General features: G+C 39.7%; 12 protein-coding genes. 9 read left to right on the forward strand and 3 right to left on the reverse strand.

The window, feature by feature from the left end:
• Positions 1-15 precede the first annotated feature (15 nt).
• From gcvH to B2906_RS18285, 5 genes are all read left to right on the forward strand, one after another.
• A complete protein-coding gene (gene gcvH / locus B2906_RS18265) occupies positions 16-396 on the forward strand; it encodes a glycine cleavage system protein GcvH (RefSeq protein WP_091649561.1) in 381 nt (126 codons plus the stop codon).
• Between the two features lie 9 nt (positions 397-405).
• On the forward strand, positions 406-774 hold the full coding sequence (locus B2906_RS18270; RefSeq protein WP_219956493.1) for a VanZ family protein: 369 nt from the start codon (positions 406-408) through the stop codon (positions 772-774).
• A gap of 67 nt (positions 775-841) precedes the next feature.
• On the forward strand, positions 842-1,519 hold the full coding sequence (locus B2906_RS18275; protein ID WP_091649556.1) for an energy transducer TonB: 678 nt from the start codon (positions 842-844) through the stop codon (positions 1,517-1,519).
• 160 nt (positions 1,520-1,679) lie between these two features.
• Positions 1,680-2,351 (forward strand): energy transducer TonB, encoded by a 672-nt coding sequence (locus B2906_RS18280; protein WP_091649553.1) that lies wholly within the window; start codon positions 1,680-1,682, stop codon positions 2,349-2,351.
• Positions 2,352-2,449: 98 nt separating this feature from the next.
• Entirely contained in the window at positions 2,450-4,015 is a 1,566-nt protein-coding gene (locus tag B2906_RS18285; RefSeq protein WP_286942258.1) for an N-acyl-D-amino-acid deacylase family protein, read from the forward strand.
• Positions 4,016-4,207: 192 nt separating this feature from the next.
• Here the strand turns inward: B2906_RS18285 and B2906_RS18290 are convergent, their stop codons facing one another.
• Genes B2906_RS18290 through B2906_RS18300 form a run of 3 tightly spaced genes read right to left on the reverse strand, consistent with a single transcriptional unit; the run spans position 4,208 to position 9,462 of the window.
• Positions 4,208-5,089, reverse strand: a complete 882-nt coding sequence (locus B2906_RS18290; protein ID WP_286942261.1) for a YicC/YloC family endoribonuclease — start codon at positions 5,087-5,089, stop codon at positions 4,208-4,210.
• An 11-nt stretch (positions 5,090-5,100) separates the two neighbouring features.
• A complete protein-coding gene (locus B2906_RS18295; RefSeq protein WP_286942263.1) occupies positions 5,101-8,397 on the reverse strand; it encodes a biopolymer transporter Tol in 3,297 nt (1,098 codons plus the stop codon).
• Positions 8,398-8,415: 18 nt separating this feature from the next.
• Positions 8,416-9,462 carry an NAD(P)/FAD-dependent oxidoreductase gene (locus tag B2906_RS18300; RefSeq protein WP_219956497.1) on the reverse strand — a complete coding sequence of 349 codons (1,047 nt, stop codon included), beginning with the start codon at positions 9,460-9,462 and terminating at the stop codon, positions 8,416-8,418.
• A gap of 55 nt (positions 9,463-9,517) precedes the next feature.
• Here B2906_RS18300 and B2906_RS18305 point away from each other — a divergent pair, with 55 nt between their 5' ends.
• The 4 genes from B2906_RS18305 to porV are packed head-to-tail and all read left to right on the forward strand — an operon-like array spanning position 9,518 to position 15,313.
• The gene (locus tag B2906_RS18305) at positions 9,518-10,171 is read left to right on the forward strand and encodes an MBL fold metallo-hydrolase (protein WP_219956498.1); all 654 of its coding nucleotides are present in this window, start codon (positions 9,518-9,520) and stop codon (positions 10,169-10,171) included.
• 5 nt (positions 10,172-10,176) lie between these two features.
• The gene (gene pssA / locus B2906_RS18310; protein ID WP_349678995.1) at positions 10,177-10,857 is read left to right on the forward strand and encodes a CDP-diacylglycerol--serine O-phosphatidyltransferase; all 681 of its coding nucleotides are present in this window, start codon (positions 10,177-10,179) and stop codon (positions 10,855-10,857) included.
• On the forward strand, positions 10,857-14,102 hold the full coding sequence (porU, locus tag B2906_RS18315; protein WP_286942264.1) for a type IX secretion system sortase PorU: 3,246 nt from the start codon (positions 10,857-10,859) through the stop codon (positions 14,100-14,102). The genes pssA and porU overlap by 1 nt, the downstream gene beginning before the upstream one ends.
• A gap of 53 nt (positions 14,103-14,155) precedes the next feature.
• Positions 14,156-15,313 carry a type IX secretion system outer membrane channel protein PorV gene (gene porV / locus B2906_RS18320; RefSeq protein WP_414631670.1) on the forward strand — a complete coding sequence of 386 codons (1,158 nt, stop codon included), beginning with the start codon at positions 14,156-14,158 and terminating at the stop codon, positions 15,311-15,313.

The raw sequence follows: 15,313 nt of genomic DNA on the forward strand, positions 1-15,313 counted from the left end.
AAAAATTTACCGAACATGAATTTTCCTCAAGAATTAAAGTACACCAAAGATCACGAGTGGGTGAAAATAGATGGTGATGTTGCTATCATCGGAATCACAGAATTTGCACAGTCCGAGTTGGGCGATATTGTCTATGTAGAAGTTGAAACTGTAGGAGAGACAATAGAAGCAGGAGAGGTTTTTGGAACAGTAGAAGCTGTAAAAACTGTATCTGATCTATTTATGCCATTGAGTGGTGAAATCCTTGAGTTCAATGAAGAACTGGAAAGCTCTCCTGAGTTGGTGAACGAATCACCTTATGAAAATGGCTGGATGGTCAAGGTGAAAATCAGTGGTGACCTGCCTTCTGATTTGATGAGCAGCGAGGAATACTCTGAATTAGTTGGGAAAAATTAATTCTCAATTTTGCGTTTAGTTTTTGCTATTTCCTGGTTATTGATTTTGGCAGTTGCCATGCTGACACCTGGAGATAAATTCCCTGAAATAGATGCTTTCGATTTTCAGGACAAATTAATCCATGTACTTTCATTTGCGATCTTAGCTTTTCTTTGGGCTGGCATCAGATTTCAAAAGAAAAAACAAGGGTTCCAGAAACTAAATATCCCTATTGTATTGGGTTTTGTGGTATTACCATCCTTTGCTTTTGAACTGGGACAGTTGTTTGTTCCCAACCGATCCTTTGATGTATTTGACTTGATTGTCAATCAAATAGGGGTTTTATTGGGAATATTAGCATATTTTAAGACTCTCTCCGTACAAAATCACTTGGATTAATGCATCATTATCCTTACAATTGTTAGACTGAATAAGAAATCATTTAACCTATATAATCAAACTCAACATGGAAGCAAAAAAGACTCCCAGTGCTGATTTAACCAAAAAGACAGGAATGTTCCTGAATTTGGGTTTGGCATTGGCTGTAGGAGCAACACTTGCTGCTTTCGAATGGAAGTCATTTGATGATGGTGCCTTGAAAGATCTAGGCATGACAGATGACAACTTTGAAGAGCTGCTCGATATTCCTATTACCGAACAACCACCTCCACCACCTCCACCACCAGTGGAGCAGCCTATCATCCAAGAAATTCCTGATGAGGTTGAAATCGAGGAAAAAATTGAGGTAAACTTTGACGTTGACGTTAAAGAGCAAACTGTAATCAAAGAGGTTGTCATTGCTGAAGCTCCAGTAGAGGAAAAAGCAGACGAAATCTTTGACGTGGTAGAAACTCAGCCTCAGCCACCGGGTGGTATGTCAGGCTGGAATCAGTATCTATCCAAAAATCTAAAGTACCCTACTCAAGCAAGAAGAATGGGTATCGAAGGTACAGTTATCGTAGTGTTCGTTATTAATACTGACGGTTCAATTCAAGACGTTGAAGTTTTGAGAGGAATCGGTGGCGGTTGCGATGAGGAAGCTGTTGAGGTTGTGAAAAACGCTCCTAAATGGACTCCAGGTAAGCAAAGAGGTCGTCCGGTAAGAACTCGTATGAGACTACCTATTAGATTTAAATTGAGCTAATCAATTAAATATATCAAGAAAGCCCAGCATTGTCTGGGCTTTTTTATTGCCAATTTTTGATAACTTTTAACATAGTTAATTTCTCTTAAATCACTAAATAACAGGCTTTTAATGTGTAAATTCTTTGGTAATTCATTTTTAACCACAAATCATATTACACATGGAACTGAAAAAGAACCCCAAAGCAGACGTCAAAAGGTGGTCTGGAACTTTGCTGAATTTTGGCTTGGCAACTAGCATAGGTCTGGCTCTCGCAGCATTTGAATGGAAAAGCAACCAAGGTGGACCTATCAAAGAAATCCCCAATACTCAACAAGCCTGGGAATTAATAGATATCCCACTTACCATACAAACACCTCCTCCTCCCCCGCCTAAGGCGCCGCCTGTTTTGAAGGAGCAACCCAATGACATCGAAATTGAAGACCTCCAAATTCCCATAGATATCAATACTCAGGAAACTGATAAAATCCCTGATGTAATTTTATCTGAGGGACCGCCAATAATAGACGAGGCTGATGAAATTCGAGACTTTACAGAAGTTCAAGCCTCATTCAAAGGTGGGATGGAAGCCTGGTACAAATACCTACGAGACAATTTGAAATATCCTCCACAAGCGAGGAGAATGGGCATTGAAGGAACTGTTTTGGTACGCTTTGTAATCAACAAGGATGGTTCTGTACAGGATGTAGAAATCATGAGATCAATTGGTGGAGGATGTGATGAAGAGGCTATCAAAGTAATTGAGGGTTCACCGAATTGGAATCCCGGAAAGATGGGAGGTTTACCTGTTCGCTCAAGAATGGTTATGCCAATCAAATTCAGACTGAATTAAAAAAGGGGCTTCGGCCCTTTTACTTTTTTCAAAAATGATGAAAGGGCATCTTTTATTTTTTATTTCACTTATTTTCAGGATGAATACAATTTAAGACCATGAAAAACTGTCTCATCCTTCTCTTTTTTCTAACTCTAATATCTTGTAAATCTGATAAGTATGATCTTATCATCATCAATGGTACCATTCTGGATGGAACGGGTTCGGATTCCTTTCAAGCCGATATTGGTATACTAGATGAGCGAATTGTAGAAATCGGTGACCTGAAAAATGCAGAAGCAAAAACTATCATAGATGCCTCAGGGATGGTGGTAAGTCCTGGCTTTATTGATATGCATACGCACTTGGAACCTATCATGGAAATGCCGGATGCCAAAAGTTTGATTATGCAAGGTGTTACGCTTGCATTGGGTGGGCCGGATGGAGGAGGACCTTGGCCATTCGGTTCATACCTGGATTCATTAGAGCAACTAGGAACAGGGCCAAATTTAGCTTATCTAATCGGGCATAATACCATTCGAAGAGAGGTAATGGGAAATGTCGACCAAGCCCCTACTCTTTCTCAAATGGACTCTATGAAAAACTACGTAGAGATGGCGATGAAAGAAGGTGCATTCGGAATATCCACCGGTTTAAAATATTTACCGGGCACATTTGCTAAAGTGGATGAGATCATCAGTCTTTCCAAAGTGGCTTCTTCTTATCAGGGTATTTATACATCACACCTTAGAGAAGAAGGATTAGGACTTATTGATGCTGTTCAAGAAGCGATTTTGATTTCGAAAGAAGCTGAAATCCCTGTTGTACTAACCCACCATAAAGCCATTGGAGTCAAAATGTGGGGGGCAAGCGTGAAAACACTGAGCTTGGTGGATTCCGCTAGAAAGGAAGGATTGGATATAATGATGGACCAATATCCTTATGCAGCTTCCCATACCGGAATCAGTGTATTGATTCCTAGCTGGGCCTTGGAGGGAAGCGAATTTTCCAATAGAGTGCAAGACCCCATCTTAAAAGACAGTATCAAATCAGGAATCATATTCAATATCCTGAATGACCGTGGAGGGAATGATTTGAGAAGGATCCAATTTTCAAGAGTATCTTGGAGAAAAGAATTGGAGGGTAAAACTCTACATGATTGGGCAATATTGGAAGGAATGGAGCCCACTGTGGAAAATGGAGCTGAACTGGTCATTCAAGCCCAACTAAACGGTGGAACCGGTACCATTTACCATGCAATGGACGAAGCCGACGTAGAACGAATCATGAAGCATCCTATGACGATGATTGGTTCGGATGGGAGGCTTTCACAACCTGGAGACGGACATCCTCACCCAAGAGCCTATGGAACCTTCCCAAGGATTTTGGGATACTATGTAAGGGAAAAAAACATTTTAGACCTCCCTACCGCAATCCATAAAATGACCGGACTTTCTGCTCAGAGACTGGGGATTCAAGACCGGGGAATTATCAAAAAAGGCAATTTTGCAGATTTAACCATTTTCGATCCTGAAAAGATTATTGATCGCTCCACATTTACTGACCCGCATCAATATCCTACTGGAGTTCAATTTGTTTTGGTCAACGGTCAACTTATAGTCGATCAAGGTGAGTTTCAAGACATCAGACCCGGGAAAATTCTAAGAAAGAATAAGATGGATTAATATCGCTTTCTGGGATACCGATAGAAATCGTCATTTATAATTGAGATGGAAGACAGAAGATGGCAGACAGAAGGTTGAGTGATCTTATACTTTGAGAATATACTGAACTGTATTTTCTATATACTTCCATAAGGGAAGATATCGAGAATTAAACAAATCGAACTCATAAAAAAAGGGCTTTTCAGCCCTTTATTATAATACATTCATGGATTGTTCCTTAATTTTTTCAAGTTCATCCTTCATCAATATGACGTATTGCTGTATGCCTGCATCATTCGCTTTGGAACCAATAGTATTGATTTCTCTTCCTATTTCCTGACTAATGAACCCTAATTTTTTACCCTGATTGGATTCTTCTTTTAGGCTTTTTCTGAAATATTTGAGATGGGTATCTAATCTTACTATTTCCTCATTGATATCAAGTTTTTCAAAATAGTAGATCAACTCCTGCTCAAAACGATTTTTATCGAAGTCATTTTCATCCAACCATTCTTGGAAGTGTCCTCGAATTCGCTGTTTGATTTTTTCTTTTCTCTGCCCCTCCTCTGCTTTCACTTTTTCAAGTCCTCCAGCAATAGCTTCTATGTTTTTCAACAATTTTTGCTCCAGCACCTTGCCTTCATCAGACCTAAATTCATCACATTTTGCCAATGCCTCTTCGATCACTTTTTTCACCAATGCCCATTCAGCCTCAGTGTCACTTTCATCGGTATTGGTATTTGTGATTACAGAAGGAGCCTGTAATGCTAGTTTGAATACCTCCGCAGTATTTGCTCCCACTGTCTCAGAAAGATTCTGGAACTTGGAATAATAAGCCCTAAAAAGCTCCTCGTTGATACTGACTGGGATATCAGAAGTATTTTTAGCTAAAAACTCAATTGAGATTCCTACTTTACCTCTTTCCAGGACGGCTTGAGTCAGATTTCGAATTTCCAATTCTTTATCTGAAAACTGACGGGGACTCCGAATAGACAAGTCTAGAAATTTTGAATTGAGAGACTTAACCTCAACGTGAATCATAAACTCCTCATTCTCCCATCCGGCATTTCCGAAGCCGGTCATAGATTTAATCATGTGTGGTGGTTTTAGAAATTATAGCCTAAAGTTACATAGAACTTTAAATCTTCAGCCTCATAATTTCTGATAGGTCGCGCTACATCCAGTTTAACATAGTAATTAAGGAGCACTGTGCGTAGTCCAGCTCCATAACTTTGCAACCATGGGTTATTAAAATTATTTAAAACTATAGTAAAAGGCGAACCCTCAGTGTTGATCACTTCAGTATTCTGATCATTTACCCGCTCCCATGGAGCAGACTGGTTCCATGCCGAACCTATATCATAGAATCCAACAAGCTGGAAGTTCCTGATGAAATTGGATGTGATATTTCCTCTGGTGAGATAAGAGAAAACAGGGATTCGAAGCTCTGTGGTAAAAGTAATCACCTTATTTCCCCTGATTTCATCGTAATCGTATCCTCTCAAATCCACAAAATCCGCAAATAAAATATTGGAATTTTCTACCCCGTTCGGATTTCTTACAGGCGATGCCTCTGGTCTATTGGAAGGCGGTCTGTAGAATTCATTGAAGAGCCAGTTATCCATTCCTCCGACCAAATAGGTTTGAGGATTATTGCCAAAGAATGATCCAGCATACAATCTGGAAGCCAGCACAATATTTTTATGGATTCTTTGGTAATTCCTTATATCCAAGTAAAAATTACTGAAGCTTCTGGAGGAATTATTCAAGCCTTGATAGTGCATGAAACCAACTTTACCCTTCAGACCAGTTTGAGAATATAAACCGATTTGCTGGGTCTTGTCATAAACGAATTCCGCCTTTGCACCAGCATAATTTACATCAAAGCGATTTGCTGGTGAATTGGAACCCAAAATCAGGGAATCAGAATTCAAATTGAAATACTGAGTCTTTGCAAGGAAAGGAGCGACGTATATTCTAGCGTTGACATTTAAAGGATAAGCAACTCCAGTCTCCACTTTGGAAAGAATATACTTTTGGAAAGTGATATCCCCTTCTGTGATACGGATAGATCTTCTATCAAACCTTCCTCGGAAATCAAGTCTACTTTTCAAATATTCATATTCGAAGTACAAATCCCCTCCAGACCTGAAATCCAAAGCTTGAGTTACCCCACCCTGAAAAGAATGATTATCCAATAAATCAGTCATTTTTCCATGAAGGCTTATTCCAAAACCCCTCAATGGATCGACAATAAATCGGGTATTGATATTATTCGTGAAGAATTGTGGCTCCATTCTTCTAGGTCCAGTTACCCTTTTTTGAAGACTTTGCTTTCTAAAAGATTCAAGCAGATTGACTCTGTTTTCCTGGGCATTGGCTTGCTCCAAACCTTGCTGAGGACTAGGTAATGAGTCAAATGTATAATTTTCTGTATTTACCCCATTCCCTTTCTGGAATCTTAACCTATCCAGATTAATTGAGGAAGTGGTGTTGCTGGCCACTGTGTCCATTTTCACTTCCTCCGCTGGCTTAGGAACCGTTAGCGGAGCTGTTCGCTGAACTCGGGTCGTATCTTCCTTAGGAGTCTCTAATAGCCGTCTCGCAGCTATTCTTTCGTTCAAGCTTTTTGCCTGCTCCAACTGTACTCTCGGAGTACTTGGGGTAAAGCGATCAGCTCCACTGTAATTTTGCAAGATTAGGAAGCTCTCTTTTCCATCCCGAACCGAGAATGCTATTTTATTCATTCTCGAATTGACATCGAAAGACTCTAAACTTTTATCATAACCTGATATCTGGCTTGCAACCTGATTTCCCACATTGAGTCTCATCAAGTTATTAATGCCACTCAGGTCTGATAAAAATACCACTGAGTTGCTATTGACTTTTCTAGGTCTCACATTCTTACTCAAGGCATTGGTCAGTCTGCTAATTCGAATCGTGTCTCTTACTTCCAATAAAAATAGATTATAACTATCCGGGAAATCTTTCAGATTAGTTCTTTGCTCTGCAATGGAATCAGACTTTTCGGTGAAATTAGAAGAATAAATAATGGTCGAATCATTCAAAAACATAGGGGTCAAATCATCAAACTCATCGTTTGTCAACCTTCTTCCCTGTCCTCTGGTATTAAGAGTGTAGATATCTGTTTTTCCATTAGAAATGGCTGAAAGCACCATATTTCTCCCCGTACTGTTGAAATCCAAGCTCAAAATCTGGTTGATATTTCTGAGGAAAATCTTGTCTTGGGTGCTTCCGTCAATGGAGCGCAGTCTCAATGTGGTCAATCCTCTTTTGAAAGATGCAATGGCTAGGTTAGCTGAATCTCTCCAAGCTATGACTGGGGCTCGGAAGTTAGGGTCCTGATCTTCATAGACCGCCCCACCTGTAAAAAGAGTTCGCTCGAGTCCAGAGGTAACTTCTCTTACCTGAACTTTAAACTTTCCGCCATTATTGATCACATAAGCCAAGTTCAATCCATCCGGACTGAATTTAATATCATTGATGACACCTTCTATTCTCGGAGAGGTTTCAGCAATCGCTGATTCGCTGGATATATCTTGGAAGGTCTGGGTTACCTGCTCATTGATAGTGATGTAATACTTTCGCCAATCTTCTTTGAATGTTTTGTAGTTCAAACCTACTGTATTGGCTATACTATTTTCCTCATTTCTGTTGATTCTGGAAAGATTGAGTATGCTTGAAATATACCTTCTTCCATAGCGTTCCGCTATGTAGTTCCAAACGGATTGACCTACCAAAGCCGCCTCAATGTCAGTCAATTTGAGAATTTTCGGGTTTTCTTCCTCTCTGAGATAATGTCTGATATAATCATCCATTTCTCTACTCCATCCTTTCGCTAGGTATAAAGAAATACCTTCTACATACCATTCCGGAAAGGCATTCATCAAATTAGACTGAAATGCATCAGCTACAGATGCACCATACAACATTTCTTGGATGATAACTTTGGAAGTAGCGTATATCAAGTCTTCTTTAAAAAGATCCACTTCTCCTTTGTATGCTACTTCTGCAATTAATCGACTGAAGTTAGTTTGTCCTTCTTCGCTAAACTCCTGCTTATTCAAATTAAGGTTGCTTTGCAGCAGTTCTTCAGGAGTATTGTAAATGTAAATTTTAGGCTTGGTATAGGCTACATAGCCGATCATTTGAGTGAGTCGCTGGAACTCTGACTCCAAATATTCAATAGCCATTTTGGCATTGGCGCCTCCACGATCGTAATAATAAACCTCAAAATTATTGGAGGAATAAAAGTACCATTCGAATTCCTTATGCTGCACTCGGTTTTTCCCGAAGCGTTCTTGGTCAAATTGTGCTAAAGCCATTCCGGCGCTTAGCCAGAGGCCTAAAAAAAGAATTAATCGCGTCAACTTTATTTGCATTCTATACCCAGATAATGTCTAAATATAATTAAAATACCTAGTGATCGCTACCTCACTTGGAATAGGAGTGGATCGTGTAAGGTGATTCACCATGACTTGACTGTAAAAAGGGATCAATGACACTCCTTTAGCACCAAAACCATTAAATATGTAAACGCTCTGCAAGTCAGGATGTTTTCCTAAAAAAGGTTTTCTGTCCTTCGTCGCCGGCCTAATTCCTGTCTTGTGGCTGACATATTCTTCAACTGGCAGCTGAACTAATCCAGCTAGGCGCTCAGTCAATTCATTTTTTGCCCGTTCAGTTGGCCCTTGATCCAAGTCATGCCAAGTGTAGGTAGAACCCACTCTGTGAATTCCATCGCCTAAGTGAACCCTAAACACACCTCTATTTACGATGTAATCCGGGCAAAAATCTTGCTTCACCTCTAAAATTTCTCCTTTCACCGGAGCAAATGGTAAAAAACCGAAAAATTTAGACTGATTGGCCGCCACCCCATTGCAATAAATCACAGATCTGGCCTTTAGGTCTCCATAATTCCAAAATCCTTCTTGAAATTGGAGTTGATCCTCCTGTAAATAATCCAAAATGAGGTCCTCCCCGAAATATTCACTCATGCCCTCCATGAAGGCTTTACTATCCAGCCAACCTGAATTTTTCAGCAAAACCCCACCGTATGGATCCTTTAAAAATTCAGACTGGGATTCTTGATATATTTTTTGGATGTATTTGGAAAAACCTGGATCTGCACTATTTCCCATCCATTCATTCTGTTCTTCTATGGAAAGGAAAGGCCGGTAGATATTGATCGGGCGAAGAAAGCTTTTTTTAGTAACCTGCTCCAACTCCTGATAAAAAGGTTCAATCTCTGGAAATAACTGGTCAGCATTCCATGTTTTAACCATTTTTCTCCCTGTAACGGGATTGTATAGGCCGGCAGCAATTTTGGTAGATTGATTTAAATCAGGCTGATCCAAAAGCTTGATTTTAAATCCGGCTTTCTTTAGTCTATATCCTAATGCAGAACCTGCCAAACCTTGACCTATGAGCAAAAAATCTATTTCCATAACCCAAAATAAAGGTTTTATTCCTTAATTTGTTTCAAATGGAAATACAAAAACCATGTTGAAAATTAAGCGCTTCACATTCAATCCTTTTCAGGAAAACACCTATATCATCTATGATGAAAAAGGCTCCGCTGCCATTATAGATCCTGGTTGCTATGAACCTGAAGAGAAAAAAGAATTATATGACTTTATCATTCAGGAGAATTTAAAACCTGAACTGTTACTAAATACCCATTGCCATGTAGACCATGTCTTGGGCAATGAGTGGGTTGAGCAAACGTACAGCATTCCTTTTTTGATTCATGAAAATGAGATTCCTGTTTTAAATTCGGCCAAGGTTCTTGCACGCAATTACGGATTTCCTGCCTACAGGGGAATTGAACCGGATGGATATGTGAGTCCGGGAAAGGAAATTTCGGTTGGACAGGAAGAATTACAAGTATTATTCGTTCCTGGACATGCTCCCGGTCACGTAGTGTTTTATCATCCTACCAGCAAAATCTGTATTGCAGGCGATACACTTTTTAGAGGAAGCATTGGAAGAACAGACCTTCCGGGAGGAGATCATGATTTACTTTTGGAGAAAATTAAAAGTGAGCTTTTCAGCCTGCCGGAAGATACCATCGTATATCCAGGTCACGGACCTGAAACCTCCATAGAATTTGAAAAGATTTACAACCCTTTTGTAGGTAAAAACGCGAGCTATTGAAATTTTTGAAACATATTCCTAATGGCTTAACCCTTATGAATCTCCTTTCGGGAGTGATTGGGATTAGCTTCGTCTTGAACGGAAATGTTCTTTCAGGCGCATATTTCATAGTCTTATCCGCTGTTTTCGACTTTTTCGATGGGTTTGCTGCTCGCCTATTAAAAGTTTCAGGCGAACTGGGAAAACAATTAGACTCCCTAGCGGACTGTGTATCATTTGGAGTATTGCCAGGTTTCATTTTGTTTCAACTTACTTCTGAGGCTACCAACAACACTTACTTGCCATATCTAACCTTGATCGTTCCCTTGATGTCAGCCATGCGCTTAGCAAAATTTAATATAGACACTAGACAAAGTGATCGCTTCATAGGACTTCCTACTCCAGCAAATGCTTTGTTTATCAGTACTCTGCCCTACCTAGCTAAGAAATGGTTTTTGATAGAAAACTCACTTTCCAATCCCTGGACTTTGATCATTATTGCATGGGTGTTTTCGATTTTATTAGTGAGTGAAATTCCACTGATTGCCCTGAAATTCAAGAACTTTTCGCTCTCGGATAATGTATTTAGGTTTGTGTTGATTGGATTGGGAATTATTTGTATCGCTTGGCTTGGATTGGGAGGAATTCCGATCATTATTCTTGCATACTTAGGACTCTCCTTGGCGGAAAATGCGTTGAAGACTTAATGAATTTAAATTCCAGAATATTTTTTTTCTTCCTGCTGCTAGTATGCAGTTTACCGCAAATACTTTTTGCCCAAAGCCCTTTATTCAAATTTGAAGTCACAAAAGAAGGGATTTATAAAATTAACCCTTCTCTCCTAACTCAGATTGGAGCAGCAAATTTATCAGAAGTGGCGATCTATGGATATCCTGGCTCCATACCTCAGCAATTAAACAATGAATCGCTTTCACTAAGGGAAATCCCAACTTTACTTGCTGGAAATGAACTGCTAGTCTATCTGCAAGGCCCACATGGTTTTTTTATTAATCCGGAAAATAATCTTTCTTATCAGCATCATATTTACCGTGACACACTTTCTTATTTGATAGGAAAAAAGACAAGCCCTAAACGAGTAGAGTCTATTTCCGCCAGCAGTTCAGAAGTTTCAGCTTCTACTCTTTATCAATGGTCTGCTATAAAAGGAGAAGAAAATAATCTTCTCAATTCTGGAAGAACTTGGTATTCAGCCCCAGTTTCTACGGGGAATATTCGATCTATTCCGATCAGAAAATCAGGCAATACGAACGCTGCTTGGAAAGTAAATGGGGTTATCATGGCCCAATCATTATCCAGCTCCGAGCTTAGGTTATCTGAAAGTGGACAAAGCTTTTTTTCTACACAAATAGATCCCATTCCCAATACAACTTATGGAATCAAAGGCAGAGAAAAGGCTTTTAAATCCGAGCTAAGGCCCGCAGGAAATGAGCTGAGAACCATTGAACTTGGATTAACCAGTTCAGATCCAAATGCAAGAGCCTACTTCGAGCATATTCAAATCGGAGTACCTTTTTCCACTTCCAATTTGAAATCAGGAGTTTATTTTTCATTAGAAGGATCTTCTTACACTATTTCTGATGCCAATTTAATAGTCTGGGATGTCAGTGATTTTTTCCAACCCAAATCTTTTGCCCCCAACTCAACCCGAACAATTACCTCCAAAAAAATTGCTGTAGCAAGTTCAACTGAAATTCCTTCGATTGAAAAGGTTAGTCCTATTTCATCCGAACTTCGAGCTGATACATTTTGGCCCGAATTACTGATCATCACATCCGAAGCCTTTTACTCGGAAGCTGAAAGACTCAGAACTCATAAATTGAGTATGGGTGTTTTAGCAGAGGTGGTGATTACCAAAGATATTTATGATTCCTTCGGATATGGAAATAGGGATGTGGTGGCCATTAGAGATTTTATAGCTTATCATTATCATAAAGGAGGCAACTTAAAAAATGTGCTTTTCCTGGGTAAGGGTACATTTGACTACAAATCCAAATTGGGTGGAAGACCGAATATTGTCCCCACTTACAGTAGTAGGAATAGCCTCAATCCATTGACCACCTATAGCTCTGATGATTTTTTCGGCTTAGTGCAAATGGGGCAAGGAGTCTGGGAAGAGAACCGTGAAGGAGATGAACCTATGCAGATAGGAATTGGGAGGTTACCTGTGATCAACCTCCAGGAGGCCTCTGTGCTAATCAATAAAATAATCCAATATGAATCTCAGCCTCTGTTAGGAGACTGGCATAGAAACATCTCTTTTATGGCGGATGATGCAGATAACAACATCCATTTGAGAGATGCGGAATCCCATGCTAGTTTTCTCAAGCAGAATCATCCGGCTTATTTTCAAAATAAGATCTACTTAGACAGGTTTGAGCAGGTAAGAAATGGAACTACCCAAAGATCTCCCAAAGCCAAAGAAGCCCTGAAAAAAACATTGGAAGAAGGAACCTTATTTCTGAATTATATAGGGCATGGGAATGAAACAACCTTAACTGCTGAAGAAGTCTTTCGGGTAGAAGATATCGCAAACTGGCCTCAGATGAAGCATTTGCCACTTTGGATAACTGCTACTTGTGAATTTGGAAGGCATGATAGTCCATTTCTGCGTTCATCGGCTGAGGAACTCTTAATTGCCAGAGGCAAAGGGGCAATCGGATTATTGACTACAGGTCGACCGGTTTTTAGCAGTGTTAATTTTTCTCTCAATCAAGCCTTTTTTCAAGAAGTTTTTAGAAAAGAGGGTGAGGAATTTCAAGACTTGGGCACCATTTTCAAAAACACCAAAAATCAGAGTTTGAATGGAGCTCTCAATAGAAATTTCTCACTACTAGGAGATCCCAGTATGAGATTGGCGAGACCCAATCATTCTATCCGGCTTGTTTCATTAAAGGATGAGGTAGGAAATGACATAGAACAAATAGCACCCCTTCAGGAAGTCAGCTATGAGGCAGAGATCATTAATGCTTCTCAGCAGCTAGTTTCGAGCTTTAGTGGTGAATTTGAAATTGACTACAGAGGACCTCAGCAGGCAATCAAAACGCTGGGAGATGAGAGTGCTCCTCTTGAATTCCCGGAAGAAAGTCTGATTTATTTCAAAGGGAAAGGACAAGTTAGAAATGGGAAAATTCAGGGAAAATTACTGCTACCTTCCCTTTTGGCCGAAAACTTTGAAAGCAGTAATCTCCGTATTTACGCCAAAGATGAAGAACGTGGGACAGATGCCTGGGGAATTGAAAAATTAGAGAGCGGAGGACAAGCGAAGGAACTTCAAGATGAAGAGGGACCCCAAATAGAAATACAGCTAGAAAATCAGTCCCAAGCTCCATTTCGTTTTGCATCTACAACTTTATCCGCAATAATCAGTTTTACAGATAGTTCGGGAATTGACATTACAGGATTAAGGGAAGGAAAGCAATTACTCCTAGTTATTAATGATGAGCAGGAGATTTCCCTAAACAAACTCTTTCATAGCCTATCTGGTAGCTATACAAAGGGAGAGGTCGTGATGGAAATTTCTGGATTGAAAGAAGGGAAAAACAGTCTGGAAATCAAAGCCTTTGACTTGGTAGGGAACGGAAGCACCGAGATGATAGAGGTGCTGGTTGAAGGGAGCAACAAACTTCAAATCTTGGATCAAAAAGTTTTTCCGAATCCGGCTAAAACTTTAACTAACTTTGAAATAAAGCATAATCGGGCAGGCGAAAACCTACTTATTAGGCTGGAAATAATAAATTTAGAAGGAAGGATACTATTCGCAGAAAATCAGCGTTTAGTGGAAGCCAAACAGATTATTGGGGATTTGACTTGGATTTTTTTACAAAATCAAACCAAATATCCAGCAAAAGGAACTTATATTTACAGAGTAACGCTTCAGTCAGAGCTTGACGGTTCTATGGACTTTACAAGCGGTAAAATTGTTATTGAATGAAATTAGAAGCCATTAGGAAGCAGATTGGATTACTCGCGGGAGCGTTCGTGTTAATGGGATATTCAGCTCAAGCACAGAATTCTGTTGTCATTTCCGGCCAAGACCCAGATCGGAGAGTAATTACGACAGCCGTTCCATTTTTAAATTTTGCTCCGGATTCCCGACATTCTGCCATGGGAGATGTAGGTGTAGCTACGCGTCCTGATGCTAATTCAGCTCACTGGAATAGTGGTAAACTTGCCTTCGTAGAAGACCAAATGGGTTTTTCACTCTCTTATTCACCTTGGCTGGGAAAATTGGTGAATGATATGTCCTTGAGCTATCTGACAGGTTTTTTCAAAATTGATCAAAACTCCGCTTTTGGATTTGATCTTCGCTATTTCAATATGGGTGATATCCAGTTGACTGATGGAAGAGGAAATGAACTGGGTGAATTTAACCCGAGAGATATTGCTTTAGGGGCAACTTATTCGAGAAAACTTTCTGCCAATTTGGGTTTGGGTATTTCAGCTAGATTTATTCATTCCAATCTATCTGGCAGTATATCTTCAGTTGGAGGCAGTGAAAGTAGACCTGGAGTAAGTGTTGGAACTGATGTAGGATTATACTACAGCAAGCCTATTCTTGCAGGCTCTAAAGAAGGTACGTGGTCATGGGGAGTCAACATTTCCAATATTGGTCCTAAAATCACCTATAACAGTGCAGATGATCTAGATTATATACCTACCAACTTGAGAATTGGTACGGCATACAGCATAGATATTAACGAAATGAATGCTATCACATTCGCATTGGATTTCAACAAGCTTTTAGTTCCTACTCCACCAGTATATCAAACCAATCCAGACGGTTCTCTAGCCACTGATGAAAATGGAAACTTGATCATTGCCAGAGGTAAAGACCCAAATAGAGCTTTGATCTCTGGAATGTTTGGATCCTTTGCAGATGCTCCAGATGGTTTTTCCGAAGAAATGCAGGAAGTAACCGTTTCTTTCGGTGCTGAATACACTTATAATGATAAGTTTTCTCTTCGCACAGGATATTTTTATGAAAATCCAACTAAAGGAGGAAGAAGGTATTTTACTATGGGAGTTGGATTTGACTTGAATAAACTCGGCTTTGATTTTTCTTATTTAGTCCCACAGACTCAAAACCATCCATTGGCAGAGACGTTAAGATTCTCTCTACTTTACACTATCCCCAACAATTAA

Origin of the sequence: Algoriphagus sp. UBA3586, from assembly GCF_002376385.1 — a bacterium.
GTDB lineage: Bacteria > Bacteroidota > Bacteroidia > Cytophagales > Cyclobacteriaceae > Algoriphagus > Algoriphagus ornithinivorans.